20 protein-coding genes are annotated in these 25,048 nt (G+C 44.6%); 12 read left to right on the top strand and 8 right to left on the bottom strand.

Features of this window, described 5'->3' with window-relative positions; all coding sequences use genetic code 11:
- Nucleotides 1–49 precede the first annotated feature (49 nt).
- From Q4561_RS12145 to Q4561_RS12130, 4 genes are all read left to right on the top strand, one after another.
- Nucleotides 50–706 carry a TetR/AcrR family transcriptional regulator gene (locus tag Q4561_RS12145; protein ID WP_303460714.1) on the top strand — a complete coding sequence of 219 codons (657 nt, stop codon included), beginning with the start codon at nucleotides 50–52 and terminating at the stop codon, nucleotides 704–706.
- A gap of 85 nt (nucleotides 707–791) precedes the next feature.
- The gene (locus tag Q4561_RS12140; RefSeq protein ID WP_303460711.1) at nucleotides 792–1,823 is read left to right on the top strand and encodes an aspartate carbamoyltransferase; all 1,032 of its coding nucleotides are present in this window, start codon (nucleotides 792–794) and stop codon (nucleotides 1,821–1,823) included.
- A complete protein-coding gene (hemL, locus tag Q4561_RS12135; protein WP_303460709.1) occupies nucleotides 1,810–3,093 on the top strand; it encodes a glutamate-1-semialdehyde 2,1-aminomutase in 1,284 nt (427 codons plus the stop codon). Before Q4561_RS12140 ends, hemL begins: the two co-directional genes overlap by 14 nt.
- 22 nt (nucleotides 3,094–3,115) lie before the next feature.
- Nucleotides 3,116–4,201, top strand: a complete 1,086-nt coding sequence (locus Q4561_RS12130; protein WP_303460707.1) for an adenylate/guanylate cyclase domain-containing protein — start codon at nucleotides 3,116–3,118, stop codon at nucleotides 4,199–4,201.
- A gap of 32 nt (nucleotides 4,202–4,233) precedes the next feature.
- Here Q4561_RS12130 and Q4561_RS12125 read toward each other — a convergent pair whose 3' ends face one another.
- The 4 genes from Q4561_RS12125 to glnK all read right to left on the bottom strand — a co-directional run bounded on the left by Q4561_RS12125 (nucleotide 4,234) and on the right by glnK (nucleotide 8,696).
- The gene (locus Q4561_RS12125; protein WP_303460705.1) at nucleotides 4,234–5,163 is read right to left on the bottom strand and encodes a Dyp-type peroxidase; all 930 of its coding nucleotides are present in this window, start codon (nucleotides 5,161–5,163) and stop codon (nucleotides 4,234–4,236) included.
- Nucleotides 5,164–5,213: 50 nt separating this feature from the next.
- Nucleotides 5,214–6,893, bottom strand: coding sequence for a gamma-glutamyltransferase (gene ggt / locus Q4561_RS12120; RefSeq protein WP_303460702.1), 1,680 nt, complete (start codon nucleotides 6,891–6,893; stop codon nucleotides 5,214–5,216).
- Nucleotides 6,894–7,076: 183 nt separating this feature from the next.
- On the bottom strand, nucleotides 7,077–8,324 hold the full coding sequence (locus Q4561_RS12115; protein ID WP_303460701.1) for an ammonium transporter: 1,248 nt from the start codon (nucleotides 8,322–8,324) through the stop codon (nucleotides 7,077–7,079).
- A 33-nt stretch (nucleotides 8,325–8,357) separates the two neighbouring features.
- Nucleotides 8,358–8,696 (bottom strand): P-II family nitrogen regulator, encoded by a 339-nt coding sequence (gene glnK, locus Q4561_RS12110; RefSeq protein WP_303460698.1) that lies wholly within the window; start codon nucleotides 8,694–8,696, stop codon nucleotides 8,358–8,360.
- A 264-nt stretch (nucleotides 8,697–8,960) separates the two neighbouring features.
- Here glnK and Q4561_RS12105 point away from each other — a divergent pair, with 264 nt between their 5' ends.
- The gene (locus Q4561_RS12105) at nucleotides 8,961–9,842 is read left to right on the top strand and encodes a hypothetical protein (protein WP_303460696.1); all 882 of its coding nucleotides are present in this window, start codon (nucleotides 8,961–8,963) and stop codon (nucleotides 9,840–9,842) included.
- 13 nt (nucleotides 9,843–9,855) lie between these two features.
- Here Q4561_RS12105 and Q4561_RS12100 read toward each other — a convergent pair whose 3' ends face one another.
- On the bottom strand, nucleotides 9,856–10,734 hold the full coding sequence (locus Q4561_RS12100) for a DMT family transporter (protein ID WP_303460694.1): 879 nt from the start codon (nucleotides 10,732–10,734) through the stop codon (nucleotides 9,856–9,858).
- A gap of 209 nt (nucleotides 10,735–10,943) precedes the next feature.
- On the opposite strand from Q4561_RS12100, the gene Q4561_RS12095 reads away from it, so the two are divergent.
- Nucleotides 10,944–11,858, top strand: coding sequence for a DUF808 domain-containing protein (locus tag Q4561_RS12095; protein ID WP_303460692.1), 915 nt, complete (start codon nucleotides 10,944–10,946; stop codon nucleotides 11,856–11,858).
- Between the two features lie 550 nt (nucleotides 11,859–12,408).
- Nucleotides 12,409–12,696 carry a hypothetical protein gene (locus tag Q4561_RS12090; RefSeq protein WP_303460690.1) on the top strand — a complete coding sequence of 96 codons (288 nt, stop codon included), beginning with the start codon at nucleotides 12,409–12,411 and terminating at the stop codon, nucleotides 12,694–12,696.
- 212 nt (nucleotides 12,697–12,908) lie between these two features.
- On the opposite strand, the gene mrcB is transcribed toward Q4561_RS12090, so the two are convergent.
- Nucleotides 12,909–15,179 carry a penicillin-binding protein 1B gene (gene mrcB, locus Q4561_RS12085; RefSeq protein WP_303460864.1) on the bottom strand — a complete coding sequence of 757 codons (2,271 nt, stop codon included), beginning with the start codon at nucleotides 15,177–15,179 and terminating at the stop codon, nucleotides 12,909–12,911.
- Between the two features lie 440 nt (nucleotides 15,180–15,619).
- Here mrcB and Q4561_RS12080 point away from each other — a divergent pair, with 440 nt between their 5' ends.
- Nucleotides 15,620–15,823 (top strand): hypothetical protein, encoded by a 204-nt coding sequence (locus Q4561_RS12080; protein WP_303460688.1) that lies wholly within the window; start codon nucleotides 15,620–15,622, stop codon nucleotides 15,821–15,823.
- Between the two features lie 128 nt (nucleotides 15,824–15,951).
- Nucleotides 15,952–17,178, top strand: coding sequence for a lytic murein transglycosylase (locus tag Q4561_RS12075; protein ID WP_303460687.1), 1,227 nt, complete (start codon nucleotides 15,952–15,954; stop codon nucleotides 17,176–17,178).
- 28 nt (nucleotides 17,179–17,206) lie between these two features.
- Here the strand turns inward: Q4561_RS12075 and hrpB are convergent, their stop codons facing one another.
- Nucleotides 17,207–19,798 (bottom strand): ATP-dependent helicase HrpB, encoded by a 2,592-nt coding sequence (gene hrpB / locus Q4561_RS12070; RefSeq protein WP_303460685.1) that lies wholly within the window; start codon nucleotides 19,796–19,798, stop codon nucleotides 17,207–17,209.
- 199 nt (nucleotides 19,799–19,997) lie between these two features.
- Between hrpB and thpR the strand changes: the two genes are divergently transcribed.
- Both thpR and purU read left to right on the top strand, forming a co-directional pair.
- Nucleotides 19,998–20,696 (top strand): RNA 2',3'-cyclic phosphodiesterase, encoded by a 699-nt coding sequence (gene thpR / locus Q4561_RS12065; protein ID WP_303460683.1) that lies wholly within the window; start codon nucleotides 19,998–20,000, stop codon nucleotides 20,694–20,696.
- Nucleotides 20,697–20,835: 139 nt separating this feature from the next.
- Nucleotides 20,836–21,690, top strand: a complete 855-nt coding sequence (purU, locus tag Q4561_RS12060) for a formyltetrahydrofolate deformylase (protein ID WP_303460681.1) — start codon at nucleotides 20,836–20,838, stop codon at nucleotides 21,688–21,690.
- Nucleotides 21,691–21,792: 102 nt separating this feature from the next.
- On the opposite strand, the gene Q4561_RS12055 is transcribed toward purU, so the two are convergent.
- Nucleotides 21,793–22,311 carry a YgjV family protein gene (locus Q4561_RS12055; protein WP_303460679.1) on the bottom strand — a complete coding sequence of 173 codons (519 nt, stop codon included), beginning with the start codon at nucleotides 22,309–22,311 and terminating at the stop codon, nucleotides 21,793–21,795.
- A gap of 336 nt (nucleotides 22,312–22,647) precedes the next feature.
- Here Q4561_RS12055 and Q4561_RS12050 point away from each other — a divergent pair, with 336 nt between their 5' ends.
- Entirely contained in the window at nucleotides 22,648–24,843 is a 2,196-nt protein-coding gene (locus Q4561_RS12050) for a M3 family metallopeptidase (protein WP_303460677.1), read from the top strand.
- The last annotated feature ends 205 nt before the right edge of the window (nucleotides 24,844–25,048 follow it).

Here is a 25,048-nt window from a genome sequence, read left to right as displayed (position 1 = left end):
ATTAATACTAGACCGTCCAGTTTGATATTTGAATTTAAGTGAGTTTACATTGCCTGAACATAACACCAAGCGCCAAGGCCGCCCTAAAAGCGAAGAAAAACATAATCTTATTCTTCATGCTGCCTCATGCTTATTTGTCGACCATGGTTTCGCTAACACCTCAATGGATAATGTGGCGAAAGCATCAGGGGTATCTAAACAAACGGTTTATTCTCATTTCGATAACAAAGACGCTTTGTTTAAAGCCGCTATCATCAAAAAATGCCAGTCCTACCAATTAGACACCAACCAATTAATGCAGGCTAGAAGTGACACTCTTACGTTAAATCAATATTTGAAACAGGCAGGCGCACGATTCATTAGGTTAATTCAAGACCCCGAAACCGTGGCGGTATTCAGGTTAGTGATTGGCGAGGCACAAAGTACGCCCCATGTTTCGAAGCTTTTTTATGATGCAGGCCCAGGTGCTGCCATAGAAGGTTTTAGTGAAGTGTTTTTCTACTACTCAAATGATGCCCTATCGAAAGCGCAAAGTGCTGAACTTGCCACCGACTTTTGTTCCCTGCTGCAACGGGAATTTCACACCAAATTACTGTGTGGTATTCAACAAGAAATGATGGACGATGAGATTAGCGCCCACGTAGAAATGGCCGTTGGGAAAACCTTACTGTTATTTAATACTTATTGCGCTAATAAAGACAAATAACCCAACATCAAGGTGGCTTCGAAGGATTACTTATTTCTTCGTTTGTTATACACTACAGCCGTTTTCGTTGATGATTGAGTGACATATGTCTGACTTTACCGGTAACCACGTTCTTTCAGTTAATCAATTTGATCGCGAGGCTATTGAGAAAGTCTTCTCAGTTGCTGATTCAATGCAGCCTTATGCGAAACGCCAAAAGCGCACCACTGTGCTTGAAGGCGCCATTCTTGGTAATTTATTTTTCGAGCCTAGCACCCGTACTCGCGTCAGTTTCGGCACCGCATTTAACCTTTTAGGTGGCGAAGTGCGAGAGACCACCGGCATGGCTAGCTCAGCCCTAGCCAAAGGCGAATCTCTTTACGATACGGCCCGTGTACTTAGCGGCTATTCAGACATTATTGCGATGCGCCACCCAGCGGCAGGTTCGGTAGCCGAATTTGCTGAAGGCAGCCGCGTACCCGTGATAAACGGTGGTGACGGCGCAAATGAGCACCCTACTCAAGCCCTACTAGACTTATTTACCATTAAACGTGAGCTTGAATATCATGGTCATGGCATTGATGGTTTGCACATCGCGATGATTGGCGATTTGCGTTACGGCAGAACCGTACACTCACTATCGCGCCTACTATGCTTGTTTAAAAATGTGCGCTTCACGCTAATTTCGCCTAAAGAATTAGCCATGCCGCAGCCTATTATTGATGCCATTGAAAATGCGGGGCATCAACTTAATATTTCTGAAACGTTTGAAGGTAATTTAGATGCCGACATTTGTTATCAAACCCGCATACAGGAAGAGCGATTTCCTTCTCAAGAGGAAGCCAATAAATACCGTGGTAAGTTCCGCTTAAACCAGTCTATTTACACTCGTCACTTCCAATCTAAGACCGTCATCATGCATCCGCTTCCGCGAGATTCTCGTATAGAAGCCAACGAGCTAGATAACGACCTAAATTTAAATCCAAACCTTGCCATCTTCCGACAAACTGATAACGGCGTTTTAGTCCGCATGGCGCTTTTTGCGCTAACGTTAGGGGTTGAGAAGCTATTGACGAAATATGAACGTGAAGTGGTATGGTTTAGCAATAAGAGCAATGAATTACATGCAAAAATCTGAAGTCCTTTTTACTCGCGCCCAAAAAACGATTCCTGGTGGTGTTAATTCTCCGGTTCGCGCCTTCAAAGCGGTTGGCGGAACTCCTCGCTTTATTACTAAAGCTGATGGTCCCTATATGTGGGATGCCGACGGCAAGCAGTATATAGACTACGTGCAATCTTGGGGCCCTATGGTACTGGGTCACAACAACCCACAAATTCGCCAAGCGGTTATCGATGCTTCAGAATTCGGTCTTTCATTTGGTGCACCTACTGAAGCCGAAATTATTATGGCTGAAACCGTAAGCAAGCTGGTTCCTTCAATGGAAATGGTACGCATGGTAAATTCAGGTACCGAAGCCACCATGTCTGCGATACGTTTATCTCGTGGCTATACCGGCCGCAATAAAATTATTAAGTTTGAAGGGTGTTACCATGGCCACGCCGACTCTTTGCTAGTTAAAGCGGGCTCTGGAGCATTGACGATGGGGGTGCCTAGCTCTCCTGGTGTTCCAGCCAATGTAGCTGAACACACGATCACCGTTGAATACAATAATCTAGAAAGTGTAAAGAATGCGTTTAAAGTCCACGGAAATGACATTGCCTGTATAATTGTTGAGCCAGTTGCTGGTAATATGAACTGCATTCCACCTGTTGAAGGCTTTTTAGAAGGCCTTCGTGATGTATGTGATGAATACGGTAGCCTTCTGATTTTTGATGAAGTAATGACTGGTTTTCGCGTGTCTCGTGGCGGCGCGCAAGAACGTTACGGTATTAAACCGGACTTAACCTGTTTAGGGAAAGTGATAGGCGGCGGCATGCCAGTAGGCTGTTTCGGCGGCCGACGAGATATTCTTACTCATATCGCACCGACAGGCCCAGTTTATCAAGCCGGTACGCTTTCGGGTAACCCTATAGCCATGGCAGCAGGTTTAGCGGCCATGCAGCAAATTCAGGAAGAAGGCTTATACGAAGGCATTTTCAAGAATACACAAGCATTGGCAGATGGTATGCAAGCCATAGCCGACAAGCATGGTATTCCACTAACCACTAACGTCGCCGGAAGTATGTTTGGCTTATTCTTCACCGATATTAAGCACGTTACTAATTATCAACAGGCCATTAACTGTAATACAAAGCAGTTTAATAAGTTTTATCACGGTATGCTTGAGCAAGGTGTTTATTTAGCACCAGCCTCATACGAAGCCGGATTTGTATCAAAAGCACATGATGAGAATATCATAGCTAAAACATTAGAAGCGGCTGACAAGGTGTTTGCAACGCTCAAATAATAACAACAATAATGGATCGCTAATGTTGACGACAATGGACTGGATACTAATAAGTGTAATACTGGTAGTTTGTACTTACAGTGTTGTCGTCACTGCTGTGCTGGTGAAATATCGCCGGCACAGACTCAATAGACTTGCTTATCGCCAACATACTCGAGCAAAATCTAAAGCTGATAAAGCCACAGACTCCACCAGTCAGCAAGTGGCTGATGAAGCATTGAAGTTATCTCAAACCTTTCAAAAGTTCGTTCCCCAACAATTCATCGACCATATTACTAAAAGCGGTTCTGATCATATTGAACTCGGCTATGCCGACGAAGAAGACGTAGCTATTCTCTTTTGTGATATACGTGGTTTTACTGGCCTATCTGAAAGAATGCGGCCTCAAGAGCTAATGGGCTTTCTTAATTCTTATTTTCAGCGGATGAATAAGCCTATTCATGAAAATAGAGGGTTTATCGATAAGTTTATTGGCGACGCCATGATGGCACTGTTTGACCACCCAGGCGGTAACGCTGAAGATAAAGCAATTGACGCAATAAACGCCGCTATGGATTTACGTAAAGCGCTCGAGTTGTACAATATTCGTCGTATTCGTAAAGGGTATGTCCCCATTAATGTTGGAGTGGGCATACACTATGGGCCGGTGGTAATGGGCACCGTAGGTTCAGATGATAGAATGGATACTACGGTAATCGGCGACAGCGTAAATATTGCCTGTCGATTGGAGTCACTTGCTCCCAAATACGGCGCCGACATTATTGTCAGTGCCCAAGTACTTGAAGCCATGGGTGATAAGTTCCCAATAAGAACGCGATTACTCGATTGGGTACGGGTAAAAGGGCGCGAAGCCCCAATTGAAATATACGAAGTCATTAGCCATTTGCCGCATAAAGAACAAGAGAAACGCTTTTCTGTTCAGCCCAAAATTGCGGCTGGTTTAGCATGCAGAATTAATAAAGAATGGGAAACCGCAATAGCACATTTTGAAGCGGCACTGGCTATATTTCCCCAAGATTCACTCGCTAAACACCACATCGATGTGTGCCGCATCTATCAAAGTATGCTGTTACCCGTAGACTGGGACGGCGCACTGACCATACAGTAAATAGCAGCAGACACTGCCTATTCCGACTACACTTAACTTTCCTCTATATTCTTCGCTTGTTCTCGAATGAAGCTTACAGAGGGCGCAAAGAATGCAGAGCCAGTTTCGGCATTGGTAAAGTCTAACCAGCGATCGTAATCACCGTCACCATTGCCATATATCTGGCTATGCAGCATGGCTTTAAAAGGTCTGGCACTGGCAGAACAACTGACGAAAAATAATCCCTGTGATACCATATCGCCGTAAGGCATCCCTTGCTTGATGAGCCCGGCTTTTCCACTTTCAGTGGTGATAATATTTGCCCTAACACTATGCGATGATTCAGATTGTTCTGCGCTCACCAAGTTGTGCTGTTGCGTGGTCCCCATGACTTGTTCTTGCTGCCTAGAAGACAGACTGCTCCAACGGCGTAAGTCATGTTTATATCGCTGCACATGCAGGTAGCTTCCGCCAATGAAGTCAGGATCATTTTCACCAATAATGGCAACTTCCCTTCGTTTCATCCCTCTTGGGTTGTCAGTCGCATAGAGGTAGCCGGTAAGGTCTCGCCCATCGAGGTATCGAAACCCTCGTACTTGCTCTACTAATTCAACGTGCAAGCGAAGTAAATCCATTACTTCAATGCCTATGGCATGACAAATATCTAAACGGTCAGCCCTAATTTGAATAAACAAATCGCAAGGCATTGTTGGGGCACTTCTGTCTTCACACTGCATATCAGGGAATGGCATCAGTTCCACTGGAATTAGCCCTGGATATATTTCAGTCCAATAGCCAGTACCAACTGCGACAACGCCGGTTACCATTGCTTCGTAGTGCTCAGACTCGAAGTGTTCGAAGATATCAAGTACGCGGGCAAGCTTCGCCCTTACCGCCTCACTATCGTCATCAATGACATTAAGCAGTAAATATTGCGCATGTAAATTAGGCTCTGCGCAAATCCCTTTTTGTGGTTGTGTCATGGGCACTCTTATTGTTATCTAGCCATGGTGATTATTAAAAATAATGTGTATTAATAACCCGCAGCTTGTCCATCTTTGCGGCTTTCAGACGCCCCAAAGTACACCTTTCGCTTATTATCCCACATTATCGCCTGATAGCCTCCAAAAGCGCCAACAACCCGTTGCAATGTGTGACCCCGTTCCATTAATTCTCTCTGTACCGCTTCATCAAACCCTGATTCAAGGCTAACGTACCCGCCATCTCGCATCAACTTACCCATTGGCGTACTCGAGCCACTGTGCAGAATGCGCGGTGCATCACCCGCTTCTTGCAGGTTCATACCGAAATCAATCATGTTCACAATAATTTGTGCGTGCATTTGAGGCTGTGTGCCGCCCCCCATTACACCAAAACTAAGAAATGGCGCACCGTTACGGGTAATAAATGCAGGAATTATGGTATGAAATGGACGCTTTTCAGGCTTAAGTTCGTTAAAATGCCCCTCTTCTAACGTAAACATCTCACCACGGTTCTGTAGTACAAAGCCAAGCCCAGGCGGTGTCATTCCTGAACCCATGCCGCGATAATTACTTTGAATTAGCGACACCATGTTACCTTCTTTATCGGCCACGGTTAGATAAACTGTATCGCCATCGTAAATACCCGCATCTACTCGGGTAGCAGCTTCTTTTTCGTTAATAAGTTTTTGTCGTTCGGTGGCGTAGTCTTTCGAAATCAGCCAATCAACGGGAATATTGTTAAATGCTGGGTCTGCATAAAATTTCGCGCGATCTTCAAACGCTAATTTTTTTGCTTCAACAAAAGTGTGAATATAGTCTGCAGAATTAAACCCCATACCTTCAATATCGTAACGCTCTAAAACATTCAGTATTTGCAGTGCGGCAATACCTTGTCCGTTAGGGGGTAACTCCCATACATCGTACCCACGATAATTAGCAGATACAGGCTCTACCCATTCAGAGGTATGAGACGCCAAGTCTTCGTATGACAAAAAGCCGCCTTGAGATTTCATATAGGCATCGATACTTTGGGCAATATCGCCCTTATAAAAAGCATCTCTTCCACCTGTCGCTAATTTTTCATAGGTTACGGCAAGACCAGGGTTTTTAAATACATCCCCTTTTTGAGGTACTTTTCCGTTTATTAAAAACGTTTCTGCAAAGCCATCGTAATGGCCTATACGGTTGTTATTCATTTCTAAATAATAAGCAACTAGCTCAGAGACAGGAAAACCGTTTTTAGCGTACTCGATGGCTGGGGTAAGTAAGGCAGTCATTGGAAGCTTGCCAAACTTTTCATGCAACATGAACCAGCCATCTACAGCCCCTGGTACCGACACAGGCAGTGGGCCGAACTTGGGTATTTGAGCTAAGCCTCTATCGCTAAACACTTGCTTCGTAAGTAACTTTGGCGAGCGCCCCGATGCATTTAATCCTACAAGTTTGTTTTCTTTTGCGTCCCACACTATTGCGAACAAGTCACCGCCCACACCGGCGCCTGTGGGCTCTACAAGCCCTAACATGGCATTTGCTGCAATGGCTGCATCAACAGCGCTGCCTCCTCGCTTAAGAATATCCAAGGCCACTTGTGTGGCTAAGGGCTGGCTTGTGGCTGCCATACCGTTTTGAGCAATAACTTCTGAACGACTCGCAAATGGCGCGCCGGTAACTCGATCGTACCCATAAGCCATTTGACTGACACACAGTAGTAACAAACATCGCAACAGCATGATTTACTTTCCTAATAAGAGAACTAACTTAATTTAGCATTATTGCTAACCAAGTAAATTATCAATAGTTTAGCGCTATTTTTAACTTTATGAAAAACGAAAAAAGCCCCGCAGATGCGGGGCTTAAGATTGGTGATACAGGCATTATCGTTATTATAAGTAATTTTGCCTGCTCAGACTTCCTTACGAGCGGCCGTTGGTGAAGTCAGGATAAGCTTCCAGACCACATTCACTCATATCAACACCGTCGAATTCTTCTTCTTCAGTTACTCGAACACCGATAACTGCTTTAATCGCTAACCAAGCTACAAGGCTTACTACAAATACCCATACGAAGATGGTTGCAGCGCCTATCAATTGGCCTACCATTGTTGAATCGTCGTTAGTGAAAGGAACAAGGATAAGACCTAGTAAACCTACAACACCGTGAACAGAGATAGCACCTACTGGATCATCAATTTTCAGTTTGTCTAACGCTACAATACTTAGTACTACCAAGATACCACCAAGGCCACCGAATAAGGTTGCTTGTAGTGGAGTAGGAGTAGAAGGCTCAGCAGTAATAGCAACCAAACCAGCTAGTGCACCGTTAAGGGCCATAGTTAGGTCGGCTTTGCCAAACATAATGCGTGCTAAAATAAGCGCTGCAATACAACCACCAGCTGCTGCTGCGTTAGTATTCATAAATACAATCGCTACCGCGTTTGCACTTTCAACTGTTGCTGTTGCTAATACTGAACCACCGTTAAAGCCAAACCAACCCATCCATAAAATGAATGTACCTAGTGTAGCGAGTGGAAGGTTAGCACCTGGAATAGCGTTAACTTTACCGTCAGCAGTATATTTACCTTTACGAGCGCCTAGTACCAAAACACCGGCTAGCGCTGCAGAAGCTCCTGCCATGTGAACAATACCTGAGCCAGCAAAGTCAGAGAAACCTAGGTCTCCAAGAGTATACATACCAAATACCGCTTCGCTGCCCCACGTCCAAGCTCCTTCCATTGGGTAGATAAAACCAGTCATGACTACCGCAAATGTTAAGAAAGCCCAAAGTTTCATACGCTCAGCAACTGCACCCGAAACAATAGACATTGCTGTTGCAACGAATACTACTTGGAAGAAGAAGTCAGCAGAAGGTGCGTACGTTGCTGCATCTTCAGCAACACCTGTTGCGCCGTCACCCATGATTCCACCTAGGAACGGGCTCCACTCGCCGCCACCATACATGATGCCGTAACCGCAAATCATATACATGGTGCTAGCGATGGCAAATAACGCGATATTTTTAGTTAGAATTTCTGTCGTGTTTTTAGCGCGTACCAAACCCGCTTCTAGCATGGCAAAACCTGCTGCCATCCACATTACTAATGCGCCGCAGATTAAGAAATAAAAGGTATCTAGCGCATACCCAAGTTCAAATGTGATTTCCATTATGCTTTTCTCCGCAAATTAATCGTTGTTGGCTTACAATGCGTCAGTGTCTGACTCGCCAGTTCGAATACGTACGGCTTGTTCAAGGTCGTAAACAAACACCTTACCGTCTCCAATCTTGCCAGTTTTGGCTGCGCCAACGATGGCTTCTACCAAGCGTTCTACCTGATCATCCTGAACAGCAATTTCCAGTTTGACCTTAGGTAAGAAATCCACCTGATATTCAGCGCCGCGGTATAATTCAGTGTGTCCTTTTTGACGTCCGAAACCTTTCACTTCGGTAACGGTTAAACCGTCGATGCCGATTTCTGAAATGGCTTCACGAACATCATCTAGCTTGAACGGCTTGATGATCGCTGTGACTAGTTTCATGAGTTGCTCCAGTTTTTGTATTGGTTATATTGCACATTTCGTGTCTTGTACAGGGAAGTAAACCAAGAGATGTGCCACAAATTATTAACACTAAAAAACAGCCACTTAGCTAATTTTTAATGCATTTTATTTACATTTATCGCACTAATTTAGTGCATATGCACATCAATGCACGCATTTGGGGCGCTTTGAGTTAAACCGTCTGAAAATAGCGATGAAATTAGGATGGAACTATTTTGTAGTTGGATAGGTCAGTAAGTAACTATGACATCTATCACGCCTATTATTGAATTTGACTATGTGCCTGAACGGGCGCAGGTTTTCCATGCAAAAAGGAGAGGGAAACTCGCTCAAGGCCTGTTGATTTCGGCCATAATCCATATTTTTGGGTTAATAATAGTTATCGCTTTTACCACCTTTGAAAGTGGTATTACGCCTGTACAAAAACCTGCGCCTATTAGTGCAACCTTGTATTTCCCCACAGTCAGCGTAAAACAGCCCATTGACGAAGCCCCTGAACCGGTTGAAATCACGCCTCCCGTTATTGAACCTAAGATACCAGAAAGCCCCCCGACACAAGTAATTGAAAAGGTGGCTGATGAGGCGGTTAAAAGCACCGAGCAGATAAAAACAGTAAAGCCTAAGCCAGCAGAGACTAAACCGACAGAAGCTCAACCGACAGAGGCTAAACCAATAGAACCTGTACCAATAGAAGCTGTACCGAAAGAAGCTCAACAGGAAAAATCTGCGCCTGAAGTACCCGCGCCTACACCATCCAATGTCCAAACCACTATCGACTCGTCAGCGAGGAACCAGCAAGCTGGCAGTTTGAATTTGTCTCCACGGGCCGGTGCTTCTCAATTTTTTAATCAAAGAGAACAAGAAGTAATTGCTGAAGAAGGCTTAAAATCAGCTAGAGAACATAGGCGGAAAAAAGAAAGCCCAGACCTAGTCGATACGCGAAAAGGCAAAGAAGACAGGTCGTATGAAGAACGGCCAAGAGTGAAAGTAAATTGTTCTAGTAATACGAATAAAGTACTTACCTTTTTAAGTGGGAGGACTGGCGGTACGCTCGAATGCAGTAAAGGCAGCGACTATGACCGCTTTATTGAGGATCGCATCGCTAAAGAGCCTGAGAAAGACTAGGCCTTTGGATTAGTTACCCCCTTGCAGCGTGGCGTTGACGACGCTTTATCACTAACGCAGGTAACGCATTGCTTACCACTGCACCAAACATAATAAGCACGATAGCCATGATTATCGCTGTAGAAAGTGTACTAATCCCAAACAAAAATAGCGCAATACTAGAAAACACTGGGGTGGCAAAGCTTAAGCTTGCCAGCAATTGACGGTTTCCAAATTTTAGCCCGATATCCCACAAGTAAAAAGCACCACCCACAGGCCCCAACCCGAGTAAAACAGAGCTGGTCCAAGCACTAGCAGCAAGATCCCAATGACTAGTTTCAAGCGCTAGGTGTGAGCACAATGCCAATATGGCTACTGCTATGGATATCCAACCAATATCCTCTACATCACTTTTCGTCCCCGCCATAAACCAAGAATAGCTCGACCAGATTAAGGCACAAATAAACGCCAGCCCATAACCCAGCGTATATTCTCTGTTAAATTGAATACTTTCACCACCAGTCACTAAAATTCCACAGCCGATAAAACCAAGTATTCCACCTATTACTGCAAACACGCGTTGGTGCGGGTTTGCCACCACAATGCCGAGTATTAAAGGCCATAAATAAGCAATAAGACTGGCTTCTATCGGCGGCGCATAGCGAAGAGCGAGAAAATAACAAAAGTGAAAACCAAATAAACCGCAGGTTGCGACTACCCATTGGGTTAAGGTTAATGTCGGTAACTTAAATAAAGGTTCACGCTTAATCAGGCGTTTAATAAACAGTAAAAAAGCAGATACGGAAAAGCAGATAAAAAGCAACTGAAAAGGCGGCACTGAAGAAGCGTAGACGCCCAACACAGCTAATATACCCCAGGAAATGATGGCTACAAGCCCTATAAACGTTGCCATTGCATCCTCTACTTTCTATTTGAACAACACATAGCATACGCTTGTTTTTAGACTAAGGCTGTGCAGATAAGTCGCAATTTTTAATTTAAAAAGATGATTTAGTAAATTTACCAGTACTTTTTATAGCTTAACATTTTTATAGCTTAGCATTGCCAACCTATCGCACTGCAACGTATGCTGCGTTTTTGGCTTTTTTAAAGGAATTTGATGTGGCCGCTGCGAATTTATTAGCCCTCCTCGATGATATCGCGACTTTAATGGATGATATCGCCGTTATGTCGAAGGTGGCAGCAAAGAAAACCGCCGGTGTTCTGGGGGATGATTTAGCCCTTAATGCAAACCAAGTACAAGGGGTTAAAGCAGACAGGGAGCTTCCCGTTGTATGGGCTGTGGCAAAAGGCTCACTGCTTAACAAAGTTATATTAGTGCCTGCTGCGCTACTTATTAGCGCCTTTGTACCTTCTTTAATCACCGTGCTGTTAGTGCTCGGTGGGCTCTACTTATGCTTTGAAGGGGCCGAAAAATTGCTTCATAAATATTTACCTCATGATGATGAGTCACATGAGCGTGAAGCAAGAATTAACGCCTTAGCTGACGAAAAAGTAGATATGGTTGCTTTTGAAAAAGAAAAAATTAAAGGGGCCATTCGAACCGACTTTATTCTGTCGGCAGAAATTATCGTTATTGCGTTGGGCAGCGTTACCGATGCCACCTTCACTACCCAAGTGGGCGTATTGGTCGCCCTGAGTATAGCTATAACCTTAGGCGTTTACGGACTGGTTGCTGGCATTGTAAAAATGGACGATGTGGGGCTGTATTTACTGCGTAAATCACTCACGGGTACCATGAATAGCCTTCAGCGCTTCTTTGGCCGGGCGCTGTTAATTGCAGCCCCTATTTTAATGAAAACTCTTGCGATTGTGGGTACCATCGCGATGTTTTTGGTTGGCGGTGGCATTCTTACTCATAATATCGGGTTTCTTCATCACGCTGCAGTGTGGTTTAGTGAACTCACCCCCTCGATAACTTCGGTTATGGCAATTGCTGCCGATGGGATTGCAGGTTTAATAGCTGGGGCTATTTTAGCTGTTATCGCAACGACTATCAGCCGCTTACGCAAATAGTAAATAGTAAATAGTTAGGGGCAATCTTATTGCCCCTAATTCTTCTTCCGCCCTAGTTTTTTCGAACGATCTACTAGTCCTCTTCTAACTCTCAAGAACACCCTTTTAATACTAAATAGACAATTTGCTACCCGCGTTCATTATCGGCATTTTTTGTTGGCGTAAATTGTTAGCGTATGTTGTTGGCGTGAGTTATTGGTATTCATTACTGGCATGAGTTACTGGCGCGACATGAGTCAGTAACTAAGCCTGACCATATTCACTACTTAAAATTACTCCGCACAGCTTCATCCACTCTTAGCTCTTAGGTTAGTCATTTTGACCAAAACATATCTACAAAATAACTAAATATTAGTTATTTCATTTATTACGAAATCTCACCTAAAAAGCAGTTAAATTTAAAATACATAAAAATCAAGACTTTAAGTTATTTTAAAAAGATGGCACAACCCTCGCTATAAACTAATTGTTAATTGATAACGACTTAATACTTAACTGCCACGCAGTCCGAAATAGTGCAGTGACTAACTTTTATTCATAGGAGATGACCATGTTTACCAACAAAAAATTACTTACTGCGCTAATTCTAAGTACCGCATTTACCGCCACTACTGTGATGGCTGATGAACCAACAAGTAACCTAATATCGCAAACGGATTATTTGGTGGGCAACGCTATGGCTGAAGTAAAACAAGATATGAAAATAGGCATCACGTACGACGTGCTAACCGCAAGCCACACCTTCGAGCCTATCGCGTCAGAAGAAAGCACTTTGATTGCAGAAATAACGATTACACCTATTGAGAATGATGTATTGAAAGGCGACAACGACGCGTAAGGAGACGGTTATGTTAACTGCGAGCACTTTATTTATGTTGATACTGGCACCGGTAGTCGCATTTGCGCTAAGTGTTGTTGTGTTTTCAACCGCGCGATACATGCTAGACCAGTTTTAAACCAAATTTATAGTTTTAGCCTACTCCCTGGGCCTTTGCAGGAGGCAATAAAAAGCATATTGAGTTGGAATGCTTTTTACTGCCTACCTGTTTTTTAACCAAATATTCTTTCCCACCAGCTTTTCTTTTCGCCGTCTCTTTCTCCATCAGGATTCACTGCCCTACCAGAGCAATCTTGCTGAGGTGGAGGTAATACATCCAAAATAGCAGGTACACTCATACTTCCCGCACAACCGGCAATCACTACTGCACCTGTTTTCGCATCAAAATGCGCAATGCCTAGCCCTTCAGGAAAACGGCGAGATAGCGATTTTGGTGACTGAGACTTCATGTAATTAACAAAAACGGGCAAAGCTCCACTTGCACCGGTTAAGTTAACAGGTAGGTTGTCGTCATTACCTACCCAAACAGTCACTACGTTATTACGATCGAACCCACTAAACCAACTATCGCGATAATCGTCGGTAGTACCGGTTTTACCTGCCATATTAACGTTACCGAAGTTGGCACCTATTTGTTTTGCGGTTCCGTCTATAGTGACTTTATAAAGCGCGTAATTCAGTAAGTAAGTAGCAGCTTCATCGGTTCGTTGAGCGTAAAACTCTGCCTTTTTCCACAACAGTGCATTGTCGGCGGTAACCACCGAAGTTACGGTATGCAACGGCACATAACGCCCGCCGTTCGACAAGGTTTGATACATTTGATTAGTCACAAATGGCGTTAACTCAACCGCCCCAAGCGTAAGTGACGGCACTAAATTAACCTGTGAGCTAACACCTAATCGCGCGATGGTATCAGCAATAACATCTAGACCAACTTGCATGCCTAAATTAACCGTCGGCACGTTTAACGATTCAACGAGTCCCTGAATCAGCGGCACTTGCCCTCTAAATTCTTTATCGTAATTTAACGGTGACCACTGCTGCCCACTGCCACTTTCTAGCGTAATAGGCTGATCTTCCAATGGCGTTGCTAAATTAAACTGAGTGGGATCTTCAAGCGCCGATAAATACACTGCAGGTTTAATTAATGAACCAATAGGACGCTTCGCCCCAAGTGCACGGTTAAACCCTCTAAATGAATAATCTTTACCGCCAACAATAGCCCGTACTTCCCCTTTAGCACTGTCGGTCACCACCATGGCACCCTGAAGCGGGTTTTTCCTGTTAGTTTGTAAGCTGGAGATAGTACTTGCGAGGGCTTTTTCCGCGCGGCGTTGGGCCACAATATCTAACGTAGTAAACACTTTTACGCCTGAGTCACGTAAGCTGGAGTCGGCTAAAATATCAGTTAACTCCCGTCTTACTTGTTCCATAAAGGCAGGGTGTTTCCCGCTGGCAAGACTTGCACCACTGGCTAAACCTAGCGGCATATTTATCGCGCGCTCATATTCACTACGATCGAGTTCATTTTCATCAAAAAGCATGCGTAATACTAGGTCACGGCGTTCTTTCACTCGCTCAGGATGTTTGCGCGGGTTGTAGTAAGAAGGGCCTTTAATAATAGCCACTAGCGTTGCAATTTCAGTCGTACTTAATTCATTTGCAGGGCGGTCAAAATAGAAATAGCTGGCCAAGCCAAAACCGTGCACCGCCATGTCACCATTTTGCCCCAAAAATACTTCATTCAAGTAGGCTTGAATAATCTCTGACTTGGAATACCTAGCGTCTATGATTACCGCCATAATGGCTTCTTTGGCTTTACGAATGATAGAACGCTCGCGGGTTAGAAACATGTTTTTGACTAACTGTTGCGTTAGCGTACTACCACCCTGAACGGTTCTTCCCGCGGCAATATTGGCCAGAAGCGCCCGTAATATAGATAAAGGGGCGACACCATGGTGATTATAAAAATTGCGGTCTTCCACCAGCGTTAACGCTTTTGGCAGCATATCGGGAATAGTATCAAGTGTGACTAGCATTCTGTCTTCTTGGCTGCCACTGACCATACGGGTGACTAGCCAAGGCTCTAGTTTAACGGTGCCAAAAGGTCGCGCTTGCGTTTTATCTTGAATAAGACTGATGCGACTGCCTTGCCATGTTATCTCTAAATGGCGAAGCCCTTCTGCTCCTTCCGGAAAATGAAAAGCGCGGCGCTGCACATTTAAAATACCGTTTCGATAACTGTATTCACCGCTACCATCTGCATCGGTTACTTTGCGGTAGCCCAGCAGCGTTAGTTCATCAATCACTTCTGTGGGGGTTATTTCTTGCCCTTTACTTAAAGCGAGTGGGCGGGCAAATATTTGTGCGGGCACTTCCCACTTGTTGCCCGAAAACTCATGCTTAATTTGCGCATCTAGATAAAAAGCATAGGCGCCAAGTACTACCACGCCTACCAAGAATACGCGTAAGAAGAGTTTCATTATTGAGAAAGATTTCGCTTTGGAACTCGCGGTGGAGCCAGATTTAGCGCTGCCCTTGGATTTTGCTTTAGGTTGTTTTTTTGCCACTTTTTTACGCCACTTTTTACGCTATGAGTATTTTGCATTAAAAATTGCACTGAGATTACGACTAACTGCCACTAAGAATGCCATGATGATATGAAGCTAGAAAATTGTGCAGTTTTCTACACACAATTTCCAGAGAATGCTGAAGAATTTTGATGCAGCAAGATGTTATTTACGCGCTACATATTCAAAAAGGTCATAAATCAACTAAAGGTCAGCGTTAGACTAGTCAGAAGTTAGCGAACACTACCACTGCTCCTTATTGGCAACAACTAGAAAAATTGCATCCTGTAAAATCAATCGTTTCTGCGAAACGACACGTAGAAAACATAAATGCTCAAACACAGGTAGATTTTATGACTTCAAAAGATAACGCCAACTCCATTGCCAATATGGAAGGGCTGCAATCTGCGATTGTGGCGGGCGAAACAGCCAGAGTAAAAGAACTCCTCGGCGATAGGTCTCTTGATGAATTACAAAAAGGGTATTTAATCGAACTAGCCGAACTTAACAACGATAGTGAGATTATCGCTATTCTCAAACAAGCGCCTACGGCCTAGCTCTTTATAGTTCGTTTTCACGTTACTGCCCTGTTGTCGGCCATAAACCTAAGCGCATCATTGAATTATACTCGCGTTTTACAGTCACATTGAGATAGCATGTATGCTCGCAATACAGGAATTGAATTATGGGTTTTAAGGGTAAAGGGAAGCAGTGGGTTACTGCTGTATCAATGATGTCGGCGCTGCTATCGGGGCTTTGTAGTGCTTCAGCAATGGCCAATGAGTCGTTTTCCACATGCACCACTCAATTGGCTAGTAAAGCACTTGAGCAAGGGGTTAGCCAACAAACCGTTGATGCTATTTTCCCCACGTTAGCGTATCAAGCACGCGTTATTGAGCTTGATAGAAGCCAACCTGAATTCGTTCAAACCTTTCCAGGCTACTTTAGTAAGCGAGTCACCGACTGGCGTACTAATAAAGGCAAGGAAATGTACGAAAAGCATAAAGACTTGTTGCATAAATTAAGCGATAAGTACGGTGTGCCACCTCATTATTTATTAGCTTTCTGGGGCCTTGAGACCAACTTTGGCAATTACAAAGGCAAAATGCCCGTTCTTGATTCGCTAGCAACATTGGCGTGTGATCCTCGTAGAAGTAAATATTTTACCCAAGAATTATTAGTGGCAGTGAAATTATTCGAGCGTGAATCTCTCACTCGTGAAGAAATGGTAGGTTCTTGGGCTGGCGCTATGGGCCATACGCAATTTATGCCTTCGGCTTATACTCACTACGCAGTAGATGGCGACAATGACGGTCAAATCAATTTATGGAATAGCGAAGAAGATGCCCTAACCTCTGCGGCCAACTTTCTAGCTAGCCTAGGCTGGCAACGAGGCTTTCGCTGGGGCCGTGAAGTGCAGCTTCCTGAAGGTTTCGATTATCAACTTTCTGGTTATAAGAACCGCCGTACATTGAGCCAGTGGAGTGAACTAGGCGTTAAACAAGCCGATGCTAGCCCATTAGGCGACGACGATACTAAAGCATACGTGGTGGTTCCTGCAGGACATGCAGGCCCAGCATTTGTGGGCTACCAGAACTTTCGGGTGATCATGCGTTGGAACAACTCAGAGTTTTACGCCATTGCCGTAGGTGTGTTGGCCGATAGAATTTCTGGGGCAGAAGGCATTATTGCTCCTCTTCCTGATTTACCGGCTTACAGCAGAAACGATATTATTGGTTTACAGAAAAAACTGAACGAGCGCGGCTTCGATGTTGGCACCCCAGATGGAATAATTGGCCCTGCCACCCGTGAAGGTATTCGCAACTATCAAATTGCAAACGAGATGATTGCTGATGGTTTCCCAGGCCTAAATGTTATGCAGTCGTTGGATTTAGTCGACAAGAGTGCCTAAGGTCTTTTTGATGACTTAGTTTACTGCTTTAACCCATTGCCTTCTTTGTTCTGGCAGTGGGTTTAGCGGTAGCGGGTTCATCAGGCCAAAAGTGCTTGGGGTAACGCCCCTTCATTTCTTTTTGAATCGCTAAATAACTCCCCGTCCAAAACCCAGCTAAATCTTTAGTCGTTTGAAGCGGTCGTCCTGCTGGCGACAATAATTCGTACACTATATTGGTTTTGCCACCGGCCACCGTAAGGGGGGCTGTTTGGCTGTACATCTCCTGCATTTTAACCGCTAGCACCACATCACCATTATCCCTGTAATCAAGTGTAGCATCGCGCCCTGTGGGTATAGCAATATGGGTAGGTAATAGTGAAGCTAGAGCATCTTGTTGCGGCCAGCTTAGTGCATTATTCAGCGTGTTTTTCCATGGCAACTTTTGTAGTTTTGTCAACGACTCACATCGGCTTAAAGGCTCAATTAATGCCTCTTTTGCGCTGTGCATTAATGCCGCCAAAGACTGTGGCCATGGGTCTGGCTTATCGAACGCCTGCGATTGGGGTAAATTCAATGAAGCGGCAAGTTTAAGCCTGTTCCACCACTGCCAGTCCCCCTCAGTTAGCGGCCACTCACTTACTGGGATATTCTCTAAATATTCAAACCAAGCATGAGCAGTCTGTTTTTTCCAAAAGCTATTATCTTGCTGCTTCTCTTGCCCTGACACAGGTTCACTGGCTAAGTCGATGGCATGAAAACCGGTAGTAACCCGTGCTTCCATCACCTTTTTTGCAACATTAAAGCGCACTTGTTTTTTATGAGTAAACTCATCTGGGAACACAGCGCGAAGCAGCGCTTCATCAATAGGCTGGGCTAGCCTGAATTTCACCGTATTTCCGGTTTGCTGACCATGTAAAACTGCCAACCACTGAGGGGGAGAATGCCGCTCTAACTCACCGCCCTTGCCACTGGCGAGCTTATATCCGCTTTGTTTTCCATTAACCCCTCCGTTCGCCTTGTCAGAAGCTAGACCGCGATAAAACGCCACCCGCTGAGGAAAGGCAATAGCAATACAAAGGGCCAATGCATCTTCGTCTATTTTGTTAATGTCCAAATCGTTCTGATTAACACCAACATATTTAGCATATTTAGATGCTTGCTGATGAAGCTGCTTGCGCGTTTGACCATCAAGATTCAACAGGGCATCAATAACATAAGTTTGTGTAAACTGCCCACCTAGGTTTTCGGCCAATGCCACCACGATGGGCGCAGCACATTTAAGTTTCCTTTGCATTGCTGGCCCTACCCCTTGCACACCTTGCTCGCAGCGTACTAATAAATTCGCCAAATTCGGATGACAGGGTATGTTAGACAGCGTTCGGCCATAAGGGGTTATTATTTGGCTGTCATCCAGGGATCTAAGGGCATCAATGGTGGTTAAATTATAATGAGCCACCTTTAACTGCGCAGTGCTTGGCTGAGTTAACATGGCCAATGATGAGGGTGTAGCACCCCATTGCAACGCATCTAGTAATAAGGACGACACATCTTCTCGTAATACCTGCGGGGCGTTGTGCTGCGCCATGCGCTCAAAACTGCTTTGGCTGCATAGCCGGTAGCAATCACCCTCGCTGACACGCCCTGCTCGACCCGCCCGTTGAATAGCCGAAGCACGAGATATACGTTGTTGCATCAACTGAGTAAAACTACTGGAAGGGTTATATTGCGCTTGATTCTCCCACATACTATCTACCACCACCTTAACCCCTTCTATGGTTAAACTAGTTTCGGCAATATTGGTGGCTAAAATGATTTTACGTCGCCCTTGAGGATCGGGGTTGATAGCGGCTTGTTGGGCATCTTTTCCCATCGCACCAAAAAGTGAGTGCAATGCAATATCGTATTTATCCACCAGTGTGGAGAGTCGTTGTGCTACCCCAGCAATGGCTCCGCTTCCTGGCAAAAATACCAATACATCACCTTGATGCTGAGAAAACGCTCGGGTAGTCACCTCTGCGGTGGCGCCAACCACCTCATGGGCTAGAACGTCTTTGCTATAGTGCATATTAACAGGGAAGGTTCGGCCTTCTGTGTTCAGGTTGCTTACTGGCACAGCGCCGTGATTATCCATTAATGCAGTCAGCGGCGCTACATCAAGGGTGGCAGACATTACCACTAGACGGAGATCTTCCCGCAAGCCCCCTTGCACATCGAGAGCCAGTGCTAAGCCAAAGTCGCTATGAATGCTGCGTTCATGAAATTCATCAAATACAATGGCCGACACCCCAGAAAGCTCTGGGTCTGACTGAATCATTCTGGCGAGTATACCTTCGGTAATGAGTTCAAGGCGGGTGTTCTTTCCTACCTTGCTTTCGCCTTTAATGCGGTAGCCAACCGTGTCACCCACTTTTTCATTGAGTACGCTTGCCAAAAAATTCGCCAAATTTCTTACCACTACCCGGCGAGGCTGCATGAGTAAGATTTTTCCGTGTGGTATCGCACTTGAAAGGGAAAGTGGCAGTACCGTCGACTTACCTGCACCTGGCGGTGCACCTATGATAAGGTTATTTTCGCCAATCTCCGTGTTAACGGGTTCAATAAGCTGGGCGGCGGGTAAATGTAATAACGGCTGTAACATAAAGGTTTGCAATACCTAGATAAACTTCTCACACTATTGTACTTGAATTTACCTGTAGCTGAAGTTCTGCATTACGTTAATGCTTACTAGCATAAGCACAGCAAAATAAAGACACCTGACGATATGTCCATTGGGGTTGAAATCATTTTCTATTAACTAGGGCGTGTTGAGCTAATTACACGTAGATAGAGGAGTGGGTATGCGTTGTTTCATTGGTTTAGATTTACATTCAACAGAAAAATTAGCCCTTGATAGTTGGCGGCAACAAGCCCTCCCAGAGGTAACAGCCCGCAACATGTTCACTCTTTCTGACGGCCGAGCCCAAAATGAAGGTAGAAGGAGCGGGGGTAGAGGGAGCGACGGCAGGGGAAATAAAAGTAAAGACAGCAAAGGCAAAAGACGTGACTCAGGCGCATCCCAACCTTATGCGGTAAACGCAGCCAATTATCATATGACCTTAAGTTTTCTTGGTCATATTACTCACCGGCAGCATGAGGCGTTAGTTGCTGAGCTAGACACGCTAGTACATACGCCTTTTTCTCTAACCCTAGATACAACAGGTATTTGGAACGGCCCCAAAATTCTTTTTGCAGCACCAGAGTCGCCACCAGTAGAGCTCATGGCATTGGCTAAATCGACTCGTAAAGCCGCCCGAGCGGCGACGATTGAGGTGGATGGAAAAGGTTTTTCGCCCCATGTTACTGTTATTCGAAAAGCCACCGTGGCGCTTCCCGTGCCTTTATATACGCCTCACGTTGAAATGCATGCCTCTGCGTTTCACTTGTTTGAATCTGTCTCTACACCGCAAGGGGTTACGTATCCAATTAGGCAAAGTTGGAATTTAAGGCACAATATGTCGGTGCGTGAAAAACTGCGCCGAGGCATTAATGATGAGTAGTACCCCAGTGCAAATCTCTCTGGCGATATTATTTATAGCAAAATAGCCTATTTCGCTGACGCCTTTTCACCCTAAAAGCCTTTACTTCACTGGCGTAGCTGGGTAAAAAGGGGGTCTTATTTAGTGAGACCTCAATTCCATGCAACAAACGTTTCGATTAGTAATAGATTGCCCTGACCAAATTGGCTTAGTTGCCAGTGTTTCTCAGTTTTTAGCCAGCCATGGTGCCACCATTGTTGAAGCTAACCATCACACCGATTTACAAACCGGTAGATTCTTTATGCGCCACGAAATTGGTGCCGATTCTATTGGGTTAGATTACGACAGCTTTTTAGCAGAATTTGCGCCTTTGGCCAATGAATTCCAAATGAATTGGAAACTTTCTGATTCACGTAAAAAGCAGCGCGTTGCCTTGCTAGGCAGTGTGGAATCTCACTGTATGGTTGATTTACTGCATCGCTGGCACACAGGCGAGCTTGATTGCGATATTCCGTGCATTATTGGCAACCACCCGCAAATGAAGCAATTCGCCGATTGGTACAAAGTGCCCTTTCATTGGGTAGACTTTAAAGCACTAGGTAAAGAGGCTGCGTTTGCGCAAATCTCTACCCTGTTAGCAGAGTATAAAATCGACCTGACGGTACTTGCCCGTTTTATGCAAATTTTGCCCAATACCTTATGCCAACAGCTTCAAGGTAAAGCGATTAATATTCACCATAGCTTCTTACCTAGCTTTGCTGGGGCGAAACCTTATCAACAGGCTTACGATCGTGGGGTTAAACTTATTGGCGCAACTTGCCATTACGTGACTAAAGACCTAGACGAAGGCCCTATCATTGAGCAAAGCGTTAAGCGTATTAGCCACAGCGACAGCGCTGTTGATATGGTGAGAAAAGGGAAAGACTGCGAAGTAACCGCTCTTGCCCACGGCGTACGTTATCATTTAGAAGACCGCGTGATTATTCATCGCAATAAAACCGTGGTGTTTGCGTAAGTCACCGTTTTATAAATTCGGCATAAGATAAACAGAAAAACCAGACGAGAGTGAAGTGACTCGTCTGGCTTTTTTAATTCCGGTGCGGCCGGTTACCTGACTTTATACTGACAGCGCAGCAACCTGCTTGCGTAACTTAACGTAATACCATGCATTTGAAATAGCGAACAAGGCTTCAGTAATCGCCAGCCCCCATGTTTCAGTAGCCACACCGTAGACCGTAAAGTTTATCGAGCCTATTATCATACAAATGCGCAGCCCTGCTTCTTTGCAGTGTAACTCGCCAAAGCGATACACCATAAACGTCAGTACTGGCATAAGTTCTAGCAAACCCGTCTTACCCGTAAGGGTATTTATACTTGCCACAAGCACCGTCATTAAAGCCAAAATAATGTAAGTGGCATACGCGGGTAAAAGCTTTTGAGTGACTACCCGATAGGTGGTACTCAACCCTGCCACCATAATCACTACTACCCCGCCCCAGGCTTGTTCAAAAGCAAGCAGGCTGGCTAGCGCCACACACAATCCTAGATTCAATAATAAAAGTTTGCGCTCTGTGTTAGACCAAAATGATCCAATAGCAAACAATACCGGAATTGCATGAAGCAACAATTCGAACACGCCAATACTCCTTAAACGATGACAAGTTAGTGATAAGTGGGAAGTTCAATGGCGCGAAGTGTATTGATTAATGCAAAATTTTCAATCGGTTTTACGCTCTTTTCGATGAGTGCCATATAGGCGCTATTACTCGCATTCTCGTTGGTCTTGCAGGTTAATACGTTAAGGGACATTTAAGTTAATTTTGCTATGACATAGTATGGGTAGGGTATGGAAGTAAAGTAGATAAAGTGAGAATCTAACTTACACCTTTAGTGTGTAAGAATAGGCTTGCTTTACAGAGCGTTAAGAAAAGATTAAAAAGAAAATATAACCATAATAAGACAGGAAAAAATAATGGGAAAATTTAAAACCTCACTCACCGCTATGGCGGTAGTGGTTGCACTTAGTGCTTGTTCTGAGCAAAAAGCCCCTCAGACAACCTCAGTAGATACTACTGAAGCAGCTGCAACACAAAAAACGCAGCAGTTTGACAATGTGCTCCTGCAAGAATTCAAAGGACCATACGGTGGCGTTCCTGCTTTCGATAAAATGAAACTGGAAGATTTGAAGCCGGCCCTTGAAAAAGCAATGGAGCTCAATCTTAAAGAGATTGATGAAATTGCGAATAACCCAGCGCCACCTACGTTTGAAAATGTGATTGTAGAGATGGAACGTTCGGGTAGTGAACTTAGCCGCGTATTTCGTTACTACGGCATTTGGAGCGCGAATAAATCTAGCCCTGAATTTCGTGCTATTCAAGTAGAAATGTCACCTAAGTTATCTGCATTTTCTACCAAAATCACACAAAACGAAAAGTTATTCGAGCGTGTTAAAGCGGTTTATGAGTCGGATGAACTATCGACTCTTACCGAAGAAGAACAGCGTATAACGTGGATGACCTACAACGGCTTCGCACGCAATGGCGCTACATTAGATAGCGAAGCTAAAAAGCGCTATGCCGCAATCAACGAAGAGTTAGCTACCCTTTACACGTCATTCTCAAATAACGTACTGGCGGATGAAGAAAATTATGTAACTTATATTACTGAAGACCAACTAGGTGGCCTGCCTGAGTCTTTTGTAAAAGGCGCTAAATCTGCGGCCGAAACTCGTGGTGAGTCGGGAAAATACGCAATTACTAATACCCGTTCATCTATGGACCCTTTCCTAACCTATTCCACTAACCGTGAATTGCGCGAAAAAGTGTGGAACACCTATTATAGCCGTGGCGATAACGCTGATGAGTTCGACAATAACGAAACCATTAAGCGCATTTTGACCTTACGAGATGAACGTGTGGAATTGCTTGGGTATGAAAACTACGCCCAATGGCGTTTAGAAGATCGCATGGCGAAGAACCCTGAAAACGCGATGGATCTAATGATGAAGGTTTGGCCAGCAGCCATTGCCCGGGTTGAGCAAGAAGTTGCTGACATGCAAGCAGTTGCTGATGCTGAAGGCGCAGATATCACTATTGAGCCTTGGGATTATCGCTTCTATGCAGAAAAAGTTCGTCAAGAAAAATACGATTTAGACTCTAATGAAGTGAAACAATATCTTCAGTTAGATAAATTGCGTGACGCTATGTTCTACGTAGCGGGCCGTTTGTTTAATTTCAACTTTACGCCTGTTGAAGAAGGTAAAGTACCTGTATTCCACGAAGACGTAAAAGTATGGGAAGTGACTGACAAAGATTCAGGTGAACACATTGGTTTGTGGTACTTAGATCCGTTCTCTCGTAAAGGGAAGCGTTCTGGAGCATGGGCAACAACCTATCGCTCATCTACCACCTTCGATGGCAAAAAGACGGTGTTGTCTTCTAACAACTCTAACTTTGTAAAAGGTGCTGAAGGCGAACCTACACTGATTTCATTTGATGATGCAGAAACCTATTTCCACGAATTTGGACACGCACTGCATTTCTTATCTGCTGACGTGAAGTACCCTTCTTCGCACTCGGGTGTTCGTGATTACACCGAATTCCAGTCGCAACTATTAGAGCGCTGGTTAACCACCGATGAAGTCATCAATCAGTTCTTAGTACACTATGAAACAGGCGAGCCTATTCCTGCAGAATTAGTGGCTAAGATTAAAAAGGCTTCTACCTTCAATGAAGGTTTCAAAACCACTGAGTACATGGCATCTGCCATTATGGATTTGAAATACCATACAACAGATCCTGCTAGCATCGACCCAGACACCTTTGAGCGTGAAGAGCTTAAAAAGTTAGGTATGCCGGAAGAGATTGTAATGCGCCACCGTACTCCACAGTTTGGTCACGTATTCTCTGGTGAAGGTTATGCCGCAGCCTATTATGGTTACATGTGGGCAGAAGTATTAACTGCAGATGCAGCTGAAGCCTTTATGGATGCCCCTGGTGGTTTCTACGATAAAGAAGTGGGTGATCGCCTGGTGAAGTACCTATTTTCGGTTCGCAACGCCATGGACCCAGCAGAAGCTTATCGTAAATTCCGCGGCCGCGATGCCAAAGTAGATGCGTTAATGCGAGACCGAGGTTTCCCAGTTCCTGAAGAAAAAAGCGAAGACTAATCGGTAAGCCCCTCTAAAAAAGCCGCGATCTTGAAAAATTCATCTCTGTTCGCGGCTTTTTCTTGACCTTTCGGTCAATTTAACCTCAAAATCAATTTATCGGTTTTATACGTCGATAGTATAATACTTCGCGTTTTTCTGCCGATACAAAAACACAATAAAAATAAAGCTAGTGCGCACTACCTCTCCTCGTGTTTCATCACGT

The sequence above is a fragment of the Alteromonas sp. 1_MG-2023 genome (assembly GCF_030547075.1).
GTDB lineage: Bacteria > Pseudomonadota > Gammaproteobacteria > Enterobacterales > Alteromonadaceae > Alteromonas.
This window is presented reverse-complemented; position numbering and strand designations above follow the sequence as displayed.

What these genes read in the sequence shown, in the direction of transcription:
- Q4561_RS12140 (WP_303460711.1), top strand. Translation starts at nt 792, where the DNA reads ATGTCTGACTTTACCGGTAACCACGTTCTTTCAGTTAATCAATTTGAT.
- hemL (WP_303460709.1), top strand. Translation starts at nt 1,810, where the DNA reads ATGCAAAAATCTGAAGTCCTTTTTACTCGCGCCCAAAAAACGATTCCT.
- Q4561_RS12130 (WP_303460707.1), top strand. Translation starts at nt 3,116, where the DNA reads ATGTTGACGACAATGGACTGGATACTAATAAGTGTAATACTGGTAGTT.
- Q4561_RS12125 (WP_303460705.1), bottom strand. Translation starts at nt 5,163, where the DNA reads ATGACACAACCACAAAAAGGGATTTGCGCAGAGCCTAATTTACATGCG.
- ggt (WP_303460702.1), bottom strand. Translation starts at nt 6,893, where the DNA reads ATGCTGTTGCGATGTTTGTTACTACTGTGTGTCAGTCAAATGGCTTAT.
- Q4561_RS12115 (WP_303460701.1), bottom strand. Translation starts at nt 8,324, where the DNA reads ATGGAAATCACATTTGAACTTGGGTATGCGCTAGATACCTTTTATTTC.
- glnK (WP_303460698.1), bottom strand. Translation starts at nt 8,696, where the DNA reads ATGAAACTAGTCACAGCGATCATCAAGCCGTTCAAGCTAGATGATGTT.
- Q4561_RS12105 (WP_303460696.1), top strand. Translation starts at nt 8,961, where the DNA reads ATGACATCTATCACGCCTATTATTGAATTTGACTATGTGCCTGAACGG.
- Q4561_RS12100 (WP_303460694.1), bottom strand. Translation starts at nt 10,734, where the DNA reads ATGGCAACGTTTATAGGGCTTGTAGCCATCATTTCCTGGGGTATATTA.
- Q4561_RS12090 (WP_303460690.1), top strand. Translation starts at nt 12,409, where the DNA reads ATGTTTACCAACAAAAAATTACTTACTGCGCTAATTCTAAGTACCGCA.
- mrcB (WP_303460864.1), bottom strand. Translation starts at nt 15,179, where the DNA reads ATGAAACTCTTCTTACGCGTATTCTTGGTAGGCGTGGTAGTACTTGGC.
- Q4561_RS12080 (WP_303460688.1), top strand. Translation starts at nt 15,620, where the DNA reads ATGACTTCAAAAGATAACGCCAACTCCATTGCCAATATGGAAGGGCTG.
- Q4561_RS12075 (WP_303460687.1), top strand. Translation starts at nt 15,952, where the DNA reads ATGGGTTTTAAGGGTAAAGGGAAGCAGTGGGTTACTGCTGTATCAATG.
- hrpB (WP_303460685.1), bottom strand. Translation starts at nt 19,798, where the DNA reads ATGTTACAGCCGTTATTACATTTACCCGCCGCCCAGCTTATTGAACCC.
- thpR (WP_303460683.1), top strand. Translation starts at nt 19,998, where the DNA reads ATGCGTTGTTTCATTGGTTTAGATTTACATTCAACAGAAAAATTAGCC.
- purU (WP_303460681.1), top strand. Translation starts at nt 20,836, where the DNA reads ATGCAACAAACGTTTCGATTAGTAATAGATTGCCCTGACCAAATTGGC.
- Q4561_RS12050 (WP_303460677.1), top strand. Translation starts at nt 22,648, where the DNA reads ATGGGAAAATTTAAAACCTCACTCACCGCTATGGCGGTAGTGGTTGCA.